This is a genomic window from Tabrizicola sp. (genome assembly GCF_031377265.1).
Lineage (GTDB): Bacteria > Pseudomonadota > Alphaproteobacteria > Rhodobacterales > Rhodobacteraceae > JAUYQR01.
In genome coordinates this window covers 1-18,865 of sequence record NZ_JANMET010000245.1, presented here as the reverse complement: position 1 = coordinate 18,865, position 18,865 = coordinate 1, and the positions used below count along the sequence as shown (strand labels likewise).

General features: G+C 63.3%; 17 protein-coding genes, 2 tRNA genes and 2 pseudogenes. 11 read left to right on the top strand and 10 right to left on the bottom strand.

The window, feature by feature from the left end:
* Window positions 1-201: pseudogene (locus RMO18_RS14265) on the top strand (IS5/IS1182 family transposase); the annotation flags it as partial.
* Between the two features lie 644 nt (window positions 202-845).
* Here the strand turns inward: RMO18_RS14265 and RMO18_RS14260 are convergent.
* Together RMO18_RS14260 and RMO18_RS14255 are read right to left on the bottom strand one after the other, a co-directional pair.
* Complete coding sequence (locus tag RMO18_RS14260) at window positions 846-1,100, bottom strand: hypothetical protein (RefSeq protein WP_309666762.1); 255 nt, start codon at window positions 1,098-1,100, stop codon at window positions 846-848.
* Between the two features lie 170 nt (window positions 1,101-1,270).
* A tRNA-Ser gene (locus RMO18_RS14255) sits at window positions 1,271-1,360 on the bottom strand.
* Window positions 1,361-1,797: 437 nt separating this feature from the next.
* On the opposite strand from RMO18_RS14255, the gene RMO18_RS14250 reads away from it, so the two are divergent.
* The 3 genes from RMO18_RS14250 to tmk are packed head-to-tail and all read left to right on the top strand — an operon-like array spanning window position 1,798 to window position 4,819.
* Window positions 1,798-3,018, top strand: coding sequence for an SPOR domain-containing protein (locus tag RMO18_RS14250; protein ID WP_309666759.1), 1,221 nt, complete (start codon window positions 1,798-1,800; stop codon window positions 3,016-3,018).
* Between the two features lie 19 nt (window positions 3,019-3,037).
* Window positions 3,038-4,195, top strand: a complete 1,158-nt coding sequence (locus tag RMO18_RS14245) for a D-alanyl-D-alanine carboxypeptidase family protein (RefSeq protein ID WP_309666758.1) — start codon at window positions 3,038-3,040, stop codon at window positions 4,193-4,195.
* Window positions 4,196-4,819: a dTMP kinase gene (gene tmk, locus RMO18_RS14240; RefSeq protein WP_309666757.1), complete on the top strand. Its 624-nt coding sequence runs from the start codon at window positions 4,196-4,198 to the stop codon at window positions 4,817-4,819.
* Window positions 4,820-4,918: 99 nt separating this feature from the next.
* On the opposite strand, the pseudogene RMO18_RS14235 reads toward tmk, so the two are convergent.
* Window positions 4,919-5,844, bottom strand: a pseudogene (locus tag RMO18_RS14235) (nucleoside hydrolase).
* Window positions 5,845-6,124: 280 nt separating this feature from the next.
* Between RMO18_RS14235 and RMO18_RS14230 the strand changes: the two are divergent.
* The 4 genes from RMO18_RS14230 to RMO18_RS14215 all read left to right on the top strand — a co-directional run bounded on the left by RMO18_RS14230 (window position 6,125) and on the right by RMO18_RS14215 (window position 9,889).
* On the top strand, window positions 6,125-7,249 hold the full coding sequence (locus RMO18_RS14230; RefSeq protein ID WP_309666755.1) for a DNA polymerase III subunit delta': 1,125 nt from the start codon (window positions 6,125-6,127) through the stop codon (window positions 7,247-7,249).
* 4 nt (window positions 7,250-7,253) lie between these two features.
* On the top strand, window positions 7,254-8,072 hold the full coding sequence (locus RMO18_RS14225; protein WP_309666754.1) for a TatD family hydrolase: 819 nt from the start codon (window positions 7,254-7,256) through the stop codon (window positions 8,070-8,072).
* Window positions 8,072-8,875 (top strand): MBL fold metallo-hydrolase, encoded by an 804-nt coding sequence (locus RMO18_RS14220; protein ID WP_309666753.1) that lies wholly within the window; start codon window positions 8,072-8,074, stop codon window positions 8,873-8,875. The genes RMO18_RS14225 and RMO18_RS14220 overlap by 1 nt, the downstream gene beginning before the upstream one ends.
* A gap of 75 nt (window positions 8,876-8,950) precedes the next feature.
* Window positions 8,951-9,889, top strand: coding sequence for an AEC family transporter (locus tag RMO18_RS14215; protein WP_309666752.1), 939 nt, complete (start codon window positions 8,951-8,953; stop codon window positions 9,887-9,889).
* Window positions 9,890-9,895: 6 nt separating this feature from the next.
* Here RMO18_RS14215 and RMO18_RS14210 read toward each other — a convergent pair whose 3' ends face one another.
* From RMO18_RS14210 to RMO18_RS14180, 7 genes are all read right to left on the bottom strand, one after another.
* Window positions 9,896-10,834 (bottom strand): ABC transporter permease, encoded by a 939-nt coding sequence (locus tag RMO18_RS14210; protein ID WP_309666751.1) that lies wholly within the window; start codon window positions 10,832-10,834, stop codon window positions 9,896-9,898.
* 10 nt (window positions 10,835-10,844) lie between these two features.
* Window positions 10,845-12,086 (bottom strand): ABC transporter permease, encoded by a 1,242-nt coding sequence (locus RMO18_RS14205; RefSeq protein WP_309666750.1) that lies wholly within the window; start codon window positions 12,084-12,086, stop codon window positions 10,845-10,847.
* A 76-nt stretch (window positions 12,087-12,162) separates the two neighbouring features.
* Complete coding sequence (locus RMO18_RS14200; protein WP_309666749.1) at window positions 12,163-13,233, bottom strand: ABC transporter substrate-binding protein; 1,071 nt, start codon at window positions 13,231-13,233, stop codon at window positions 12,163-12,165.
* A gap of 73 nt (window positions 13,234-13,306) precedes the next feature.
* Window positions 13,307-14,401, bottom strand: coding sequence for an ABC transporter ATP-binding protein (locus tag RMO18_RS14195; RefSeq protein ID WP_309666766.1), 1,095 nt, complete (start codon window positions 14,399-14,401; stop codon window positions 13,307-13,309).
* Between the two features lie 301 nt (window positions 14,402-14,702).
* Window positions 14,703-14,789 (bottom strand) — tRNA-Leu (locus RMO18_RS14190).
* 147 nt (window positions 14,790-14,936) lie between these two features.
* Window positions 14,937-16,595, bottom strand: a complete 1,659-nt coding sequence (locus tag RMO18_RS14185; RefSeq protein WP_309666748.1) for a peptidoglycan-binding protein — start codon at window positions 16,593-16,595, stop codon at window positions 14,937-14,939.
* A gap of 207 nt (window positions 16,596-16,802) precedes the next feature.
* The gene (locus RMO18_RS14180; protein ID WP_309666747.1) at window positions 16,803-17,309 is read right to left on the bottom strand and encodes a VOC family protein; all 507 of its coding nucleotides are present in this window, start codon (window positions 17,307-17,309) and stop codon (window positions 16,803-16,805) included.
* A 77-nt stretch (window positions 17,310-17,386) separates the two neighbouring features.
* Here RMO18_RS14180 and soxR point away from each other — a divergent pair, with 77 nt between their 5' ends.
* From soxR to RMO18_RS14165, 3 genes are all read left to right on the top strand, one after another.
* A complete protein-coding gene (gene soxR, locus RMO18_RS14175) occupies window positions 17,387-17,845 on the top strand; it encodes a redox-sensitive transcriptional activator SoxR (RefSeq protein ID WP_309666745.1) in 459 nt (152 codons plus the stop codon).
* Complete coding sequence (lipB, locus tag RMO18_RS14170; RefSeq protein ID WP_309666764.1) at window positions 17,832-18,494, top strand: lipoyl(octanoyl) transferase LipB; 663 nt, start codon at window positions 17,832-17,834, stop codon at window positions 18,492-18,494. Before soxR ends, lipB begins: the two co-directional genes overlap by 14 nt.
* Window positions 18,495-18,638: 144 nt before the next feature.
* On the top strand, window positions 18,639-18,865 hold a 227-nt coding region (locus RMO18_RS14165; protein ID WP_405054083.1), incomplete at its 3' end, for a c-type cytochrome.

Sequence of the window (18,865 nt, the reverse complement as noted above, 5' to 3'; positions counted from 1 at the left end):
TACGGCCGGGCATTCTGGAAGCGCTGGACGGGATATCACGTCCGAAGCCGGATCGAGGCGAAGATGCGCTGTCTCAAGTCCTTCGGCGAGCCCATCGCCGCAAGAGACCCAGACCGCCAAACCGCCGAAATCCAGATCCGCGTCGCCCTGATGAACCGCTTCCCGGCCCTTGGAACGGCCGAGATCGTTCGTGTGGCCTGATGCTGACGGGGAAAGGGGCTGTCATTCCTCAGGCGTGAGTTACGCAACAACGCCCCGATGCACGGCCGACGCAGCGACACTGCTTCAACAAAAAAGAAAACCCCGCGAGAGCGTGCAAGCTCGCGCGGGGGATTGTACCAAACCGGAGGCCTGTAACCGCATCGTCCACCGGGACCAACAAACCGACGCTAACGCCGCACTATCCTTCTCTGCACCACGTTGCCTGCCGGACTTGGGGGATTAGTCTGGCAGTGAACACTCCATCGTCATGCATCACGGGGACAACCCCGGCCGGGCAATTCCGTTCCTCACCAAGCGACGAAAGGGACAATCGTCGTTCGGGCGGTGCAGATATACCACGGTGAAGGGGTCACCCGATCGACGCTGCTTCAACCTCGGCCGGATTTGCCACACACGTGGCTTGGGCTCGTTGGCATCTGCTCGCTCGCTCGACGAAAGGAGCATCAGCACATTGATGCAAAAAACAAAAAATGGAACGCTGCGCGGGTGGGGGTGGAATAGTGAGATCACGCGGCCCGATTTTTACCCCCACCCCCCCTCTGCGCAGGCCCCCCGGGGTATGCCGGAGAGCCGCATCGATCTGGCTGCGGGGCCAGCCGGGTTTGTGGCACCCGCTGTTCAGGCTACTCCGCCGCCTCAGCCAAGGGCCCGGCGCTCATCGCCCGCCATTCCGCCTCGTGGCACTCGGTGAGCTTGGTCATCTGTGATTTCAAGGCATCGATCAGAGCGAAGATCGCACCGGCCCGGGGGTCAGGCGTGTTGAGGGCTTCATTGTCGGCCGTCAAATCGTCGAGGGCGACCAGAAGCCCCGCGATCATCGTGAGCTGTCGTCCGGTGTCATTGTGCGCTTGGAACAGGTCCGGGGGAATCGCTTGCATAGGTCGTCGTCTCCTGCGTTCCGCCAAATGGGCGGCGGCGTGACACGGCCAGCGGATACGGGCCGGGGGCGGCAAGGGGTATCGGCGGCACTTTGTGGAGTGGAATGTGGGTTGACCAATGTGGTTGGCTTATTTTTCCACTTTATATCAATACTTTAGTCAGGTTGTTTTGGCGGAAGCGGTGGGATTCGAACCCACGGTACGGTTCCCCGTACGCTAGTTTTCAAGACTAGAGCCTTAAACCACTCGGCCACACTTCCGTATTCTTGCGGGGTTTGCGCCCCTGAACCATATGGGATGCCGCGTGCATTGCTACGGCCCATCCCAAACTTGACAGAACTCTCCGACTTGCGGTTGGGCGCGGCATTACCCGCGTCGAACACCCTTTGTCGGGGAAACAAGTGGCGCCATCATCGCCCTCGAGCCGCCCCGTCTTTTCCCAGAACCCCGCTTAGCGGGCGGCATATGATTCTAAAAGGGCACTGATGCGATGAAATCCGCTGATCCAGTCCCCTCCCTCTCGCCTCTGCCCTTTCCAGCGACGCTTCCAGCACGTATGATCTTGACCAGCAGTAAAGTTATGTCGGGTGCAAGCGGTCAGAGGGAATATGTGGCGGGCATTTGCCCGTTCTCTGCCGGCAGCCGACAGACAGGAAAAAGCGCGGCGTATCAGACCGCGCAAATATGAGGGCGCAAGATGGCAAGGGCAGCAATCCGGCTTTTTGTATTTGGTGTGGCAGCCTCCGGGCTGCTGATCGGCTGTGTCGAAGGAACCAGCCCGTTTGCGGGCCAGCCGAAGGGCGACGCAACCACATCAGCCCCCGCGAAATCCCGGTCCGGCGCACCGCGCGACATCGAGGCACCCGAGGTGTTTCAGGTCTCCGAAACCGCGCTCTGGGACGGACGGCCCTCGCTTGGCGGGGTCTGGGTCGCATCGCCCGACACCACGGACCCCGAGCGGGTCATCATGCGCAACCCGGCCAACGGCAAATCCGCGGTCGGCGCGCTGTTCCGGCGCGAACGCGATAATCCCGGACCAAAACTGCAGATCTCGTCCGACGCCGCCGAAGCCTTGGGCCTGCTTGCCGGTGAACCCGCCGAAATCAGCGTGACCGCGATGCGGCGCGAGGAAGCTACCGAAGTCGTCGAAGAGGCCTCACCCGCCGCCGCCGACGCTGCCCCTGAAGCTACGGATGCGGCCACTGCCACCACGGCAGACGCCGCCGCTTTGCCGGTGGCTGGCGATGCGATCAACACCACCCCGCTGGACACCACCGCGATCGCCACTGCAGCACTAGACAAAGTTGATGGCGTGGCCGCAGCGCCCGAAACGCCGGTCGCCCAAACGCCAGTCGCCCAAACGCCAGTCAAGGAAAAGCGCAAGACCCGCAAGGAAAAGCGGGCCGAAGCAGCCGCTGCAAAAGCCGCAGCTGATGCGGCTGCTGCCGGTGTACCGCTGGAGGCCCCGGCTTCGGGCACCGTGACTGAAGCACCGCTTGATGCGATTGCCGCAGCACCCGCAGTTGAAGGTGCACCCGCAGTTGAAACTGTTGGTGAAACGGGGACCGAACCCGTTGCCGAACCTGCCCCGGAAAAGCGCAAGACCCGCAAGCAAAAGCGCGCGGAAGCCGAGGCGGCAGCCGCAGCCGCCGCTGCTGCCGCAGCCGCGCCACCGGTAGAAGCCGAACCAGCGGCGCCCGCTGCAGGCTCGGGCCGGCCGATCCAGATTGGCTTTTTCTCGCAAGAAGCGAATGCAGATCGCGCGGTCGCGACACTTGCCAAAGCAGGTGTGCCCGCCACAGCCCGTAAGGAAGAAAGCAACGGCAAAGTCTACTGGACCGTGATGGCCCGTGGCGATGCCGCAACCCTGAAGGCCGCAAAGGGTGCCGGTTTTGCCGATGCCTATTTCCTGAAATGATCCGTTGAAGGCCAGCCCGATGATCCGCACCCTTCGTCCCATTCTCCTCCTGTTTTCGGTGCTTCTGGCGGCCCTGCCCGCGCGTGCCTTTGAAACGACGGCGACTGCGGCTTGGGTCTATGACATGACCACCCACACGGTGCTGATGGACAAGAATGCCGATCTGTCGGTGCCGCCAGCATCGATGTCCAAGCTGATGACGATCAACATGCTGTTCGAGGCGTTGCGCGATGGCCGCGTCACGCTGGACAGCACCTTTTCCGTATCATCGCGCGCCAAGGCGATGGGCGGCTCTACCATGTTCCTGCAGGAGACAGACCGCCCATCTGTGTCCGATCTGATCCATGGAATGATCATAAATTCCGGCAATGACGCCTGCGTTGTGGTGGCCGAAGGGCTGGCTGGCACCGAAGAAGCGTTTTCGGCACAGATGACCGAACGTGCCAAGGCCCTCGGGATGACGGGTTCGGTCTTTTCCAACGCTTCGGGCTGGCCTGATCCGAAGCACCGCATGACGATGCGCGACCTTGGCATTCTTGCGCAGCGCCTGATCGAGGAGTTTCCCGAATACTACCCGATCTTTGGCCAGACCGAATTCAACTACAAAGACCGCGCGCCCGACAACCGCTTTAACCGCAACCCGCTGCTCAAGCTCAACATCGGGGCGGATGGCCTGAAGACCGGCCATACCACTGAGGCAGGCTATGGCATCGTCGGCAGTGCGAAACAGGGTGACCGCCGGGTGATTTTCGCGATCACCGGCCTCGCGTCCGAACAGGCCCGCGCCGAAGAGGCCGAGCGTATTGTCAGCTGGGCCTTCCGCCAGTTTGCCGAAAAGACCGTCGCCAAGACCGGCGTGCGCGTTGCCGAGGCCGAGGTTTTCATGGGCGACGCCGACACCATCGGCCTGATGCCTGCTGCTGATATCCGGTTGCTTGTCCCGGCACTGGTGCAGGAAAGCATGACGGCCGAAGTGGTCTACAAGGGCCCTTTGGTGGCGCCCATCGCCGCAGGCACGCCGGTTGCCGAACTGATCATCCACGTGCCCGATCTGCCCGATCACCGGGTCGAACTGGTGGCCGAAACGGATGTCGGCAAGGCGGGCTTTGTCAAACGACTGACCACTGCTGCCGGCGCATTGTACGCCCGGTATCTTGGTGAAGCCCCGGCCACCTGAATGCCCGGCCTGTTCCTCAGCTTTGAAGGCATCGACGGTTCTGGCAAGTCCACCCAGGCCCGCCTTCTGGCCGAAGCCCTGCGCGCCCGTGGCCTGACCGTGACCCTGACCCGCGAACCCGGCGGCAGTCCGGGGGCCGAAGAAATTCGCCGCCTCGTGCTTGAAGGCCACACCGATCGCTGGTCCGCAGAAACCGAGATCCTGCTGTTCACCGCCGCCCGCCGCGATCACCTGGAAAAGACCATCCGCCCGGCACTGGCGCGCGGTGAAGTGGTGATCACCGACCGGTTCGCCGACAGCACGCGGATTTTCCAAGGGATCACCAGGGGCGATCTGTCCGCCACCGTCGACCGCTTGCATGACCTGATGATCGGGGTGGAACCAGACCTGACGCTGCTCATCGACATCGACCCCGCGCTTGGCCTGTCGCGCGCCAACGCCCGCGCCGGAACTGAACTTCGGTTCGAAGACATGGGGTTGGCCTTCCAGACCAAAGCCCGCGAAGGATTTCTGGCGCTGGCCACGCAATCCCGGCGGTTTCGGGTGATCGAAGGCGATGCGGACCCTGCTGCCGTAGCGGCGCGGGTCTGGCAGACAATTACCCCCGACCTCCTCCCTGCGTAAGTCGGGCCTCGGACCACATCGCTTCCGCAAACCTCGCAACGTCGGCAGTCACCGCACGACCCGGTGCAGACGAGCGCCTCGCCGACCCACCGCCCGCGTTCAGCGCAACCTTGCCAGCAAGGATCGCATCAACTCGAAAAAACCGTCCACATCCGCGCGCATGGCCACCTCTGTCGATGGGTCCTTGCCCGCGATGCCCCAGATGTCATGCACCGATCGGCCATAGCTCAGACCAAAGCTGGTTTCGACATCCACCCGCATCTGCCTGGTCTCAAAGAGCTCCGGGCGCAACAGCCAGGCGATGATGCAGGGATCATGCAAGGCGGATCCTTCGAAGCCGTATCTCTCGACATAGACCTTCTGGAAAAACTCCGCCATGTCGGCAAAGACTGAAGCCGCCTCGTTGCCGAGGTCCCGCAGCAAACCAATCTGTCGCGGTGTCGCAATGACCTGATGTGTCAGGTTCAGCCCGAACATCACCTTGCGAACCGGGGCCGCCAGCACGATCTGCGCCGCGTGCGGATCACAGAGGAAGTTGAACTCTGCGGCCGGACTGTCGTTGCCATAGTCGGTGGAACCGCCCATGAAAACGATCTGCTCGATCCGGTCAATGACGTCGGACGCAAGCCGCAGCATGATCGCGATATTTTTCAACGGCCCCGAGGCCACCAGCGTGACCTTCTCCGTCGCACCGCGCAAGGTGCGGATCAGAAATGAAACCGCATCCTCGGCTTCGGCATCGCGTGTCGGCGCGCCGATGCCCGGCGCATGCAGGCCGGTTGCCCCGTGGTATTCGGACGCATCCACCGCCTCGCCCGGCAACGCCCGGTCGCCCCCCTGCAGACCGGCGCCCGAGAGCCGAGCCAGTCCAGAACACGCAACGCGTTATGCGTGGTATGCGCGATGCCGACATTTCCGTAAGTTGTTGTAACACCCAATATATTCAACTCATCGCTGGCCACCGCTATGGCCAGCAGGAACGCATCGTCAATACCGGGATCACAATCAATCGAGACAGAAATCATTTCTTGAAACCTTCCTCAAACAAATCGACAGGACTTCGCCTTAGGCACCGAAGGCGCGCAATGCGGAAAACCGCAGCCGCAGCCCGGAGGCGGGACAGCTACAAACAGCCTGCCCTTAGACTGCGCCTCGATATCGCGCTACCTGGCCGGCCTTCCTGATCCCTTGATGTTGCAACCACCTTCCCTGATCGCCTGATACCGCGCAGCCACGGCAGCTGAACCACCAAGGATCAGCCCGCCCCCCCTTTACGCCCCGGCCACCTCACGGCATATCTTCCACATGGCCGAACCGCTTCCAGACCCCGACCGCATCGAAGGCGCGCCCCACCCGCGCGAAACCGCCCGCCTGCACGGCCATGCCGCCGCCGAGGCTGAGTTTCTGGCCGCCTTCAACGGGGGCCGCCTGCATCATGCCTGGATGATCACCGGCCCCAAGGGTGTTGGCAAAGCCACACTTGCCTGGCGCCTCGCCCGGTTTCTTCTGGCCACACCGGACAGCGATGGCGGCATGTTCGCCGCGCCCCCACCCGGCGATCTTGAGGTGGCGGCAACCCACCCCGTCGCCCGCCGGTTGCTTTCGCTGGCCGAACCGCGGCTGTTTCTCCTCCGCCGGGGCCTGAACGACAAGGAAACCGCCCTGTCGCAGGTGATCTCGGTCGATGAGGTGCGGCGGATGAAATCCTTCTTCGCCCTCTCAGCCGCAGACGGTGGCCGCCGCGTAGCGATCATCGACAGCCTGGATGAGTTGAACACCAATGCCGCAAACGCCCTGCTGAAACTGCTGGAAGAGCCGCCCGCCGGGGTCACGTTGTTCCTCATCGCCCACCAGCCCGCCCGCCTGCTGCCCACCATCCGCTCGCGCTGCCGAGAGCTGCGCCTGCACCCCTTAGGCCCCGAAGACCTGTCAGCCGCGCTCACCGCCGCCGGCGGCACCGTTGCTCCGAACGATGCCCCGGCCCTCGCCCAGCTGTCCTCCGGTTCGGTTGGCGAGGCGTTCCGTCTGACCAACCTTGACGGTCTCAAACTGTACACCGCGCTGATCCGGCTGTTCGCCACCCTGCCCCGGCTGGACCGCCCCCAGGCCCTTGCCCTGGCTGAACTTGGTGCCGCGAAAGGGGCGGCCGAAACTTTCGACCTTCTGGTCACCATGATCGACATGTTTCTCGCCCGCCTCGCGCGCACCGGAACCCTCGGCCAAGCCCCGCCCGCCGCCGCCCCGAACGAAGCCGCCCTCTTGGCCCGCCTCGCCCCGGACGCCCGCGCCGGACGCCTGTGGGCCGATCTGGCCCAATCCCTCGCCTCGCGCGCCCGCCGCGGCAAGGCGGTCAACCTTGACCCTGCCGCCCTTCTGATGGATATGCTTCTGAAGATCGACGAGACGGCGGGCACCCTCGCCATAAGGTGAGCGGATGCAGCCCAGACCGACCGACCTACCTGACCTTGTCGACAGCCACTGCCACCTCGACTTCGCGGATTTTCAGGGCGAATTGCCGGATGTTCTGGCCCGCGCCACAGCGGCCGGGGTGACCCGCATGGTCACCATCTGCACCCGCCTCAGGAACGAACCCGCCGTCCGCGCCATAGCGGAAACCTACGCCCAGGTGTTCTACGCCGCAGGCACCCATCCGATGAGCGCCGCCGAAGAACCGCTTGCCACCCTTGATCAGCTGATCGCCCTCACCCGGCACCCAAAGATGGTCGGCATCGGCGAGACCGGCCTCGATTACCATTACACCGCCGACAGCAAGGCGATCCAGCAAACCTCGCTGCGCATTCATATTCAGGCCGCGCAGGAAACCGGCCTGCCGCTGATCATCCACGCCCGCGACGCTGACGCCGACGTGGCCGCCATCCTCACCGAAGGCGTCCGCGAGAAACCCTTTTCCTGCGTGATGCACTGCTTTTCATCAGGCGCCGATCTGGCACGCACCGCGCTTGACCTCGGCTTCTATCTGTCAATGTCCGGCATCACCGCCTTCCCCAAAAGCCAGCCCCTGCGAGACATCTTCGCCGCAGCCCCGCTCGACCGGATTCTGCTTGAAACCGACAGCCCCTACCTCGCCCCGCCGCCGTTCCGGGGTCGGCGCAACGAACCCGCCTATACCGCCTTTACCGCCAAAGCCGGGGCCGCCGTCTTCAAGGTTTCCGAAGCAGACTTCGCCGCCGCCACCACCGCCAACTTTGACCGCCTGTTCCACAAGGCGGCCAAAGCCGCAAAGGCCGCTTGATGGCCCGGCTGCGCTTCACCATTCTTGGCTGCGGCTCTTCGGGTGGCGTGCCCCGCCTCGGCGGTGATTGGGGCGATTGCGACGCTTCGAACCCGAAGAACCGCCGCCGTCGCTGTTCGCTGCTGATCGAACGCACTGCGGCAGATGCCACCACCCGGGTGCTGATCGACACGACACCAGACATGCGTGATCAACTGCTCGATGCGGGCGTCGGCACCCTTGACGCCGTGGTCTACACCCACAGCCACGCCGACCACGTGCACGGCATCGACGACCTGCGCCAGATCGTCTTCAACCTGCGCCATCGCTTGCCGGTCTGGGCCGATGGGCCGACGCAAGACGCGCTGCTGTCCCGCTTTGGCTATGCCTTCACCCAACCCGAAGGCTCGCCCTACCCCTCGATCCTCGATCTGCACACGATCAAGGGTCCCGTCACCATCACCGGCGCCGGCGGCCCGGTCACCCTGATCCCGTTTCGCGCCGAACATGGTGCGATGGATGCGCTTGGCTTTCGCATCGGGCCGCTCGCCTACCTGCCCGATGCCATCGAAATTCCGCACGACAGCTGGCCGCACCTCGAAGGCCTCGAATGCTGGATCGTCGACGCGCTGCGCCGCAAACCGCACCCAACCCACGCGCATCTCGCCCTGTCGCTGGAATGGATCGCCCGCGCCAGACCGGCCCGCGCCGTCCTCACCAACATGCACATCGACCTCGATTACGACACCCTCTGCGCCGAACTGCCCCCGACGGTCAGCCCGGCCTATGACGGGCTCACCATCACTTACGAAAACGTCACCTGACGTGACATTTTCATCTGTCCACAAATATCCCACGGGGGGTGCGGGGGGTGTGAAACCCCCCGCCGCCATCGGCAATTGAGCGCGCTGCTCGACGTCATCCTCCCGGTCTTTCTGGTCATCGGCTTTGGCTATGCCGCCGCGCGCGTCGGGCTGATGAATGACGCGGCCGTCGACGGCATCATGCGCTTTGCCCAGAACTTCGCCGTACCCTGCCTGCTGTTCCGCTCGATCGCACAGCTTGATCTTTCTGCGGCCTATGACATCGGCCTGCTGATCAGCTTCTACACCGGGGCTTTTGCCGGCTTTGCCGCCGGTTTCTTCGGCTCGATCCTGATCTTCCGCCGCCCGCTGCCTGATGCGGTGGCCATCGGCTTTGCCTGCCTGTTCTCGAACTCGCTGCTGCTTGGCCTGCCGATCACCGAACGCGCCTACGGAGCCGGTGCGCTTGCAGGCAATTACGCGATCATCTCGGTGCATTCACCGCTTTTGTACGGCACCGGCATTGCATTGATGGAATGGGCCCGCTCACGCGGGCAGGGTCTGTCTTTCCCGGCGCTGTCCGGTCAGGTCGTGAAGGCGATCTTTGCGCAACCGCTGGTCATCGGCATTTCACTGGGCTTTGCGGTCAACTTCGCGGGCAACCCGCTGCCGGTCCCGGTCTGGGACGCGGTTGATCTGATGGTCCGGGCGGCGATCCCCACCGCGCTTTTCGGCCTTGGCGGTGTGCTCCTGCGCTACAAACCCGACGGCGACCGCGCCACCATCGCCATGGTTTGCGCCGTCTCGCTGATCCTGCACCCGGCAATCACTTACAGCATCGGTCGCTGGGGGTTTGGCCTTGATACTGCATCGCTGCGCTCGGCCGTGGTGACCGCCGCAATGGCGCCCGGCGTCAATGCCTACATGTTCGCGCATCTCTACGGGGTCGGCAAACGGGTGGCGGCCTCTTCGGTTCTGGTCGCAACCGCGCTTTCCATCGGCACCGTCTGGATGTGGCTGCACATCCTGCCCTGACCCGCCTCAGACGCCGGTGACGCCGCGCAACCGATCCGACCTACGCCGCAGCAATTCCACCGTCGCCAAGAGCGCAATCGAGATCACCACCAGAATCGTCGCCACCGCCAGGATCGCCGGGCTGATCGCCTCGCGGATGCCATTCCACATCTGGCGCGGAATGGTCTGCTGATCGGGGCCTGCGATGAACAGCACCGCCACCACCTCGTCAAACGAGGTGACAAAGGCGAACAGCGCGCCCGAAATCACCCCTGGCAGGATCAACGGCATGATCACTTTGAAAAACGTGGTGCGCGGGCTTGCGCCAAGGCTGGCAGACGCACGGATCAGCGACTGGTCAAACCCCGACAACGTTGCCGTCACGGTGATGATCACGAAGGGAATGCCCAGCGTCGCATGCGCCATGATCACCCCCAGATAGGTCGAGGTCAGCCGCCCGCACTGCGTGCCAAGGATTGCGCAGGGGTTGGAGTAAAAGAAGAACAGCCCCGTCGCGATGATGATGATCGGCACGATCATCGGGCTGATCAGGATCGCCATGATCAACCGCCGATACGGCATTTCAGGCCGGCTGAGGCCAAGTGCCGCCAGCGTGCCCAGCACCGTCGCCATCACCGTCGCCCAAAACCCGATGATCAACGAGTTCTTCGCGGCCTTCACCCATGTCGCGTTGGTCCAGGCATCCGACCACCACGCCCCGTCCCGCGGTGCCTCGGGCGCCTGCATTCCCAGCGTCAGCAGGGAATCGTACCACCGCATCGAATAGCCTGCCGGATCGAAGGTCAGCATCTTTTCGGTGAAGGTGAAATACGGCTCGGCATTGAACGACAGCGGAATGACGATCAGGATCGGCGAGATCAGGAACAGAAACACCGCCACGCAGATCACGATATAGGCGTAATGCCAGACGCGCTCCAACGGGCTTGCATAGATCGGCAGCGCCATCTTGTCCCCCTTACCCGAGCTTCAGGTTGTCGATGCCGATCAGCCGGTCATACAACCAGTACAGCACCAGAACCCCCGCCAGCAGCATCGCCGACAGGGCCGCCGCCAGCGACCAGTTCGACTTGTCCATGTGAAAGTCGATCAGATTGGAAATCAGCTGCCCATCCGCGCCACCCACCAGCGCGGGGGTGATGTAGTAACCGACCGCAAGGATGAACACGAGCAGCGCCCCCGCCCCGATCCCCGGCAGCGTCTGCGGCAGATAGATCCGCCGGAACGTGGTCCAGCTGGTCGCCCCCAGCGACCTTGCGGCCCGGGCATAACTTGGCGGGATCACCTTCATCACCGAATACAACGGCAAGATCATGAACGGCAGCAGGATATGCGTCATCACGATGATCGTGCCGGTCTGGTTGTACATCATGTTCAGGCGGCTATCGTCGCCAATCAGCCCCATTCCCACCAGCGTGCCGTTCACCACGCCCTGCCCTTGCAGCAGCACGATCCAACTGGTTGTCCGCACCAGAAGCGACGTCCAGAATGGCAGCAGCACCAGGATCATCAACAGGTTCGCCTTGGCCATCGGCAGCGTCGCCAGCAGATGCGCCACCGGAAACGCCAGCAACAGGCACAGAAAGGTGATGATCGCCGACAGGATGAAAGTCTTTACAAACAGATAGATGTAAATCTGCTGGTTCTCTGGCACCCGCTGGATCTCGCCTTGGTCGTTGCGCTCATAATCTGCGGCGATCAGATAGAAATCCGTGGTGTAGGGCGAAGACGCCGACCGCATCGCCTGCCAGACGGCAGGCTCCGCCCATTTCGCATCAATCGCAAGGAACGCGTCCTTGTATGGGGGGGCAAGAGTTTCCGCCACCCGGGCCGTCTTGGTAAACAATGACCGGCTCTCGGGCAGGGTATAGTTTACCCGCGTGCCGGCAAGGCCAGCGGTCTTATCCGCCTTCATCGTGCGGAAATCCTCGGCCAAGGCGGCATAGGCCGCCTCATCCGGCGGGGTTCCGGCCTTGTTCGCGGTGAACCATGCCACGATCGACGGCGCGTTCTTGGAAAGCCCGTCATGATAGACGGACCGTTGCAGCATCTGCCCGATTGGCAGGATGAATGTGAAAACCACAAAGGCCAGCAGCGGCGCCACCAGCCAGAAGGCCCGGCGCCGTGCTCTTGACTGCGCTGCGATCAGCGCAGCCTTCAGCGGGCGGCCATCGGCAGTTGTCAAAAGCGCATCGGCCATCAGGCAGTCTCGATTGATCAAGGGCAGGAACGAAGTGGGCGGGGGGCCCTTCGACCCCCCGCCCGGTATTTCTGTCTTAGTTCGCCGCCAGCCAGGCGTTGAAGCGCTCGTTCAATTCCGAGTCCTTGTCGACCCAGAACTCGAACGAGGATTCCAGCGCATTGGCCAAGTTGGCAGGGGCCGTCGGCAGGTTCGGCCCCATCACGGTCTTGCCATCCTTATACAGGATCTCGGTGGCGTTGGCCGATCTGCGCGCCGGACCATAGCTGATGTACTTCGCCTGTGCCTGCAGGCCCTCGGTCGAAGTGGCATAGGCGATGAACTCCAGCGCCTTATCGGCGTCCGGTGCGCCCTTCGGGATCACATACATCTCGTTTTCATAGATCTGTGCGTCCCAGACGATGGCAAACGGCTTGCCCTCGCCCACGGCTGCGTTGAAGATCCGGCCGTTGTAGGCCGTGGTCATCACCACTTCACCGTCGGCCAGCAGCTGCGGCGGCTGTGCGCCGGCTTCCCACCAGACAACTTCCGACTTGATGGTATCCAGCTTCGCAAACGCCCGCTCCACACCTTCAGGGGTGCCCAGCGTCGCATAAACATCCGCCGGGGCCACGCCATCCGCCATCAGCGCAAACTCAAGAACCGCTTTCGCGCCCTTGCGCATGCCGCGCTTGCCGGGGAATTTCTCCAGATCAAAGAAATCGGCAGCGGTCGTCGGCGCCGTCGTCAGTTTGGTCGTGTCATAGGCATAGACGGTTGCCCAGATATCGGTCGACACGCCGCAATCGGTGATCGCACCCGCAAGAAAGTCTTCGGTTGCAGGCACGCCATCCGCGCCTGCAGGCAGCGCTGCCGGGTCGATGGTTTCCAGCAGGCCCTCGTCGCACAGCCGGATCGCGTCGGCATATTCGACCGACGCCACGTTGATCGTGACGTTGCCAGCCTCGACCATCGCTTTGATCGGGGTCGCCGGGTTGTCGCTGTCCAGCATTGTGGTGGTGATGCCGGTCTTGGCAGCGAACGGCTTTACGTGCGCCTCGGTCTGGGCTTCGCCGTAAGCGCCGCCCCAGGACATCACGATAACATCGGCCTTGGCCGAAAACGCAACAGCCGTCAGGGCCGTTGAAAGGATCAGCAGTCTCTTCATTTGGTTGCTCCCAGGTTAAACAAACAGGTCTTTCTCTTGGCCGCTTGGCGGCACAGCCACCTTGCGGCGGGTCTCAGGGATCAAGTGCGCGGGCATCTTGCGGATGCCAGCCCACCTTGATGGATTGCCCGGGGGAGAGCTTGGTCTGCCCCAGTGTATTGCGCATTTTCATCACAAAGTCATCCGATCCTGCAACCCGCAGCACCGCGCGCAGAATGTCGCCCATGTAGATCACTTCGATCACCTCGGCGGCAATCGTGTGCGCGCCGGGGGGCATCATCTCGGGCTTGAACTCCACCCGTTCCGGGCGGATCGAGACCAGCGTCTGCTGGCCCTTTTCGCGCACGTTGACCGGGGTGGCGTCGATCACTTCGCCCGTGGCCAGCCTGACCAGCGCCTTGTCGCCCGACAATTCCTCGATCACGCCCGGCAGCTTGTTGTTCTCGCCGATGAATTGCGCCACGAAACTGTTTTCCGGCCGCTCGTACAGATCCGACGGCGTTGCCAGCTGCTGGATGCGCCCATCGTTGAACACAGCGACCCGGTCGCTCATCGTCAGCGCCTCGCCCTGATCATGCGTCACATAGACCACGGTGATGCCCAGCTGTTCGTGCAAGTGCTTGATCTCGAACTGCATATGCTCACGCAGCTGCTTGTCCAGCGCGCCCAGGGGTTCGTCCATCAACACCAGCGACGGGTCAAACACCAAGGCCCGCGCCAGGGCGATCCGCTGCTGCTGGCCACCCGACAGTTGCGCGGGGCGGCGGTTGATAAAGCTGTACATCTGCACCATGTCCAGTGCCCGCTTCACCTTGGCTTCGCGGTCCGCCTTGCCCATGCCGCGCACTTCCAGCGGGAACGACAGGTTTTCGCCCACCGTCATGTGCGGAAACAGCGCATAGTTCTGAAACACCATGCCGATGCCGCGCTTGTGCGGCGGCACCTGATTGATCGGCCGGCCATCCAGCTTGATCTCGCCGTTGGTGGCGGTCTCAAAGCCGGCCAGCATCATCAGACAGGTGGTTTTGCCCGATCCAGAGGGGCCAAGCATCGTCAGGAACTCGCCCTTCGCAATGCTCAGGTTCAAATCCTTCACGACAAGGCTGACGCCATCATAGCTTTTTTGCACGTGTTCAAACGCGACAAAGGCGTCGCTGCGGGGTGTCATTGTCACCCATGTCTCCCTGTTCGTCCGGCAGGTTTCCTGCGCTTATCTTGTGTAACCGACTTAAGACATTCGTCCCGGCGTTTGCAACGAACAATTGAAGGCTGCAAAGGGAAAACCGGAACTGCGGGATAAACGGGCAGTAAGGCATGCAAATGCAAGTCGAACCGCCTGCATGGCAGCGCAAGACGGGCAGATCGGCTTGGCCCAGTGGCGCGGATCCCGGCCCTACATACGACGCGCCTGCAAATGCAAAAGACGCCCGGCTTGCACCGGGCGTCTTTTGCATTTGTCCAACCGGAACTGGTGCGGATGAAAAGACTCGAACTTTCACTCCGATTAAAGAACAGCGACCTCAACGCTGCGCGTCTACCAATTCCGCCACATCCGCACAGGTTCCGGCTTCGGACAGGGGCTGTTTAGCGACAGTCGCAGGCGTTGAAAAGGGGGATTTTCATCGCCTCCCGCCCGCCCCAAACCAAGGCAGCGCCGGCCACCGATCACAGGGCCGCGCAGCGTTATGTCCAAACCTGCCGCGTCAGAAGCTTGAAAAGATCATGAACGGCAACCGCGCCGCCATCATCGCGGCCTGAGCCCCGGCATTCATCATGTCGGAATTGGCCGGAACCTCGGCCGCAAGCTCCGACGCGATCTCGGCCTCCGGCATCGGCGCCGGGGTGCCCAGCCCCACATCGGCAAGCTTTGGCGCCTCAAACACCGGCGCCGCCTCGACCTCCGGCTCCACTGCCACCGTTTCTTCAACCGGGGCAGCCACAACCACTTTTGGCGTCTTCGGCTTCAGCGCCGGGGCCACGGCCACCTCCGCCGCAGGTTCCTCGACCACCGCCTCGGGGGTAACCTCGAACACCGGCAGCGCTGCTTCCTCGATCACCGCTTCCGGCTCCAGCTCCGCCGCGCGCCCGTTGATCGTGAACGCCGCCTTGCGGATCAGCGCATCGCGCCCCTCCATGCCCGGCGCTACCACCACAACGCCGCCCTGCCCCGTTGCCGCCAGCGACATCTCGTACCAGCCCATCGCCAGATCGGGCCGCACCGCCGCGCCAAAGCCCTGGCTCAGGTGATGCCCCAGAAACTCGGCATAGGCCTTCTCGCCCATCGCGGTCAGCAACAACGCCGACCCGATCGCCACGTCCATGTCATCGCGGGTATAGCTGACCCCAAGACACACCTTGGCCGTGCCCGACAGTTGCGCCGGCGACATTCCCGAACTCAGGATAAAGCCCTCGACCCCGCTCAGCACTTCTTCCGCCGGCTTCAACGACACTTCAGAGATGTAGGTCTTCAGGACCGGGCCAAACGCCACGCACTGTTCAGCAATCTGCTCGGGTGTAAAACCCGCGACTTTTTGCGCCAGCTCGTCACCATTGGCCATCGCATAGGTGCGCGCCAGGCAGAACTGTTCGGCCAGCGCAAAGTTGGCGTCCTGCATCCCTTCGGCCGTGGTAAAGCCGCCGTTGGTGTTGGTCGTGAGGCTGATCTGGTTGCATTCGGATGCAAGCGATCCCTTCGCCCCGCTCGGGCTCATGAACGATGGCAGTGCCGGTTCTTCGACTGCAGCAACCTCCTCTGCAACCGCCGGTTCTTCGGGAACCAGTGTCGGAATTGCCGCCGCTGCAGCCGCCGCCACCAACCCCGGCTCCGGTGCCACAACCGCCACGGTGCCCGGCGCGGTGCCCGCCATCTCGTCACGCTGCGCGATCAGCACCGCCTTCAGCCCATAGACGCTGCTTGACACGACACTGGCGATCACCGGCCCACCCGCCACCGCGCGGTGGTATCCGGTCACCAGGATCGTGCGCTCGTACTCCGACAACTCGCCCGTCGCGGGATAGCCAAGGAACGCCTGGTATTCGGAAATCGCGGCCCGGCTCTTCCTGCCCAGCGCGCCGTCGGGTGTGCCCAGATTATAGCCGAAATAGTTCAGCGCGGTCTGCACTTCCTTGTTGGCCTCGCGCTGTTCGGCCGACATGCTTGGCGTGCTCGACTTGGCCTTGGTCGATTTCGACGACTTCTTCTTGTTGTTCTCGTTGGTGATGGCGCTGCCAATGATCCCGCCGATGATCAACCCGGCAACCACGTCCTTGCCATCGGCATGCGCGGGGGCCGACATCGGGCCGACCGGCACGAATGAAATCGATGCCACAAGGGCAGTGGTTGCAATTGTCTTGAACTTCATCGCATGTCTCCAAAACTGAGGCCAAATTGACGGCTGGTAGGTAAATTCAGGCCACACGATAGCACGGCTTTGCCGTAACGGAAGGCAGGATTTCCACATGTCACAGCATCGGGGCACGACGCCGTCATCATCAGCATCGCCGGGATGTGGATCATCGCGGCCAGGCGAACCCGGCCCTCGGGCAACGGCAACCCCAGCGGCATCGCTTCAGCCGTAGGACACAACCTCGATCTCGATCCCGTTCGCCTCGACGAAGTAGAACCGCCGGCCCGGCTCATAATCGTAAACCTCACCCGGCACATAGCCTGCCGCCTTCACCCGCATCTCCGCCTCTTCGATGTCATCCACCACCACCGCGATGTGGTTGAGGCCACCCAGGGTGCGGTAGCTGTCCTGCTGCCGCTTCTCGGGCTCGCCGTAGCTGAAAAGCGCCACGTAAGACGCATCGTCGCCCACATGCACCGTCCGCCCCGTATCCATCCCCGGTCCCGCCCATCGCACCTTCCAGTCGAAAAGATCGCACAACACCTTCGCCGTCCCGTCGGGGTCGGCCACCGTTACGTTCACATGTTCCAGACGCGCCATTTCACACTTCCTTTCTTCGGTGACGCCCGCATCGCTCAGGCCGATGTCCCGCCGGATCCAGTCGGGCAGTTCGGTTTCCGCCACCAACCGCGGTGTCTTCCACCAGATCCGCCCCCAGCCCCGTCGCATCTCCGGCTTCTTCGCTTGCCTTTGGCGACTCAAGGTGTAATTTCTCAAGTCAACTTGAGATCAAGGGGAATCTCGCCATGCGCCAGGGCCTCGCCATCGGCGATCTGGCCGACCGCTCCGGCCTCGCGGTCTCGGCCATCCGGTTCTACGAAACCCACGGCATCGTCCGGCCGCTGCGCAACCAAGGCGGCCACCGGCGCTACAGCGGCGCAGACCTCCGCCGCCTGTCCTTCGCGCTCATCGCCCAGCGGCTTGGCTTCCCCCTGGCCGAAATTGCCCGCCATCTCGCGGCCCTGCCAGCCGACCGCGCCCCCGACCGGCAGGATTGGCAGCGCATCGCCACCGGCTTTCGCGCCGAAATCGCCGAACGGATCGCAGCCCTGCAACAGCTTTCCGACCAGCTTGACGGCTGTATCGGCTGCGGCTGCCTGTCGCTTGACCGCTGCACGCTCTATAACCCCCAGGATCGGGCGGCCCGCAAAGGCATCGGCCCGCGCTACCTGATGGGCGACCGGCCCGAGGATACCGATGGTTGAATGGACGCATCTCCCCGGGCTTGCCCCCTACACCGAAACCCTCGCCGCGATGGAGGCGCGTGTGGCAGACATTGCCGCAGGCACCGCGCCGGAAACCATCTGGCTGCTGGAACACCCCCCCCTTTACACCGCTGGCACCTCGGCTAAACCGGCTGACCTGACCGATCCCGACCGGTTCCCGGTCTATCCGGTGGGGCGCGGCGGGCAGTACACTTACCACGGCCCCGGCCAGCGGGTGATCTACACGATGCTCGATGTCGGCAAACGCGGCCGCGACGTGCGCTGTTTCGTGCGCGATCTGGAACGCTGGGTGATCGCCACCCTGGCCGAATTCAACGTGAAGGGCGAGATCCGCCCCGGTCGTGTCGGCGTCTGGGTAACGCGCCCCGACCGCCCCGGCCCCGACGGGCAGCCAAGCGAGGACAAGATTGCCGCCATCGGCATCAAGCTGCGCCATTGGGTCAGCTTTCACGGCATCTCGATCAACGTCGAACCCGACCTCACGCATTTCTCCGGCATCGTGCCCTGCGGCATCCGCGATCACGGCGTGACCAGCCTTGTCGACCTCGGCCTGCCGGTCAGCATGGCCGATCTGGACGCAGCCCTTATGGCAACCTTTGCGGCGGCCATGACCCCGTCCTGCGGCTGATCCGGGCAGCGCTGCTATCCAATGACAGCCGCCGCACCACGCGCTGCGACCATGTTGCTATTGCATAACAAGCCCGCTGATCCCCATGTTGCCCTCAAGGCGACTCGCGCGCCCCTTTGCTCTTCCGTGATACATGAGGACACCATGACCAAGCTCTTCCTTCTGGCCGCCGTTTCGGCAGCCGCCTTCGCCGCCCCTGCCCTTGCGGGCGACGCGGCTGCGGGCGAGGATACGTTCAAGAAATGCAAGGCCTGCCATTCGGTCATTGCCCCGGACGGAACCGAGATTCAAAAGGGTGGCAAGACCGGCCCCAACCTCTATGGCATCATCGGGCGCGCCGTCGCTTCTGACCCTGATTTCAAGTACGGCGA

Excerpts from the sequence above, each read along its gene's own strand:
- RMO18_RS14230 (WP_309666755.1), top strand. The coding sequence starts at position 6,125 with ATGGCCGAACCGCTTCCAGACCCCGACCGCATCGAAGGCGCGCCCCAC.
- RMO18_RS14250 (WP_309666759.1), top strand. The coding sequence starts at position 1,798 with ATGGCAAGGGCAGCAATCCGGCTTTTTGTATTTGGTGTGGCAGCCTCC.
- RMO18_RS14220 (WP_309666753.1), top strand. The coding sequence starts at position 8,072 with ATGGCCCGGCTGCGCTTCACCATTCTTGGCTGCGGCTCTTCGGGTGGC.
- soxR (WP_309666745.1), top strand. The coding sequence starts at position 17,387 with ATGCGCCAGGGCCTCGCCATCGGCGATCTGGCCGACCGCTCCGGCCTC.
- RMO18_RS14260 (WP_309666762.1), bottom strand. The coding sequence starts at position 1,100 with ATGCAAGCGATTCCCCCGGACCTGTTCCAAGCGCACAATGACACCGGA.
- RMO18_RS14185 (WP_309666748.1), bottom strand. The coding sequence starts at position 16,595 with ATGAAGTTCAAGACAATTGCAACCACTGCCCTTGTGGCATCGATTTCA.
- RMO18_RS14245 (WP_309666758.1), top strand. The coding sequence starts at position 3,038 with ATGATCCGCACCCTTCGTCCCATTCTCCTCCTGTTTTCGGTGCTTCTG.
- RMO18_RS14205 (WP_309666750.1), bottom strand. The coding sequence starts at position 12,086 with ATGGCCGATGCGCTTTTGACAACTGCCGATGGCCGCCCGCTGAAGGCT.
- RMO18_RS14210 (WP_309666751.1), bottom strand. The coding sequence starts at position 10,834 with ATGGCGCTGCCGATCTATGCAAGCCCGTTGGAGCGCGTCTGGCATTAC.
- RMO18_RS14180 (WP_309666747.1), bottom strand. The coding sequence starts at position 17,309 with ATGCGACGGGGCTGGGGGCGGATCTGGTGGAAGACACCGCGGTTGGTG.
- tmk (WP_309666757.1), top strand. The coding sequence starts at position 4,196 with ATGCCCGGCCTGTTCCTCAGCTTTGAAGGCATCGACGGTTCTGGCAAG.
- RMO18_RS14200 (WP_309666749.1), bottom strand. The coding sequence starts at position 13,233 with ATGAAGAGACTGCTGATCCTTTCAACGGCCCTGACGGCTGTTGCGTTT.
- RMO18_RS14225 (WP_309666754.1), top strand. The coding sequence starts at position 7,254 with ATGCAGCCCAGACCGACCGACCTACCTGACCTTGTCGACAGCCACTGC.
- RMO18_RS14195 (WP_309666766.1), bottom strand. The coding sequence starts at position 14,401 with ATGACACCCCGCAGCGACGCCTTTGTCGCGTTTGAACACGTGCAAAAA.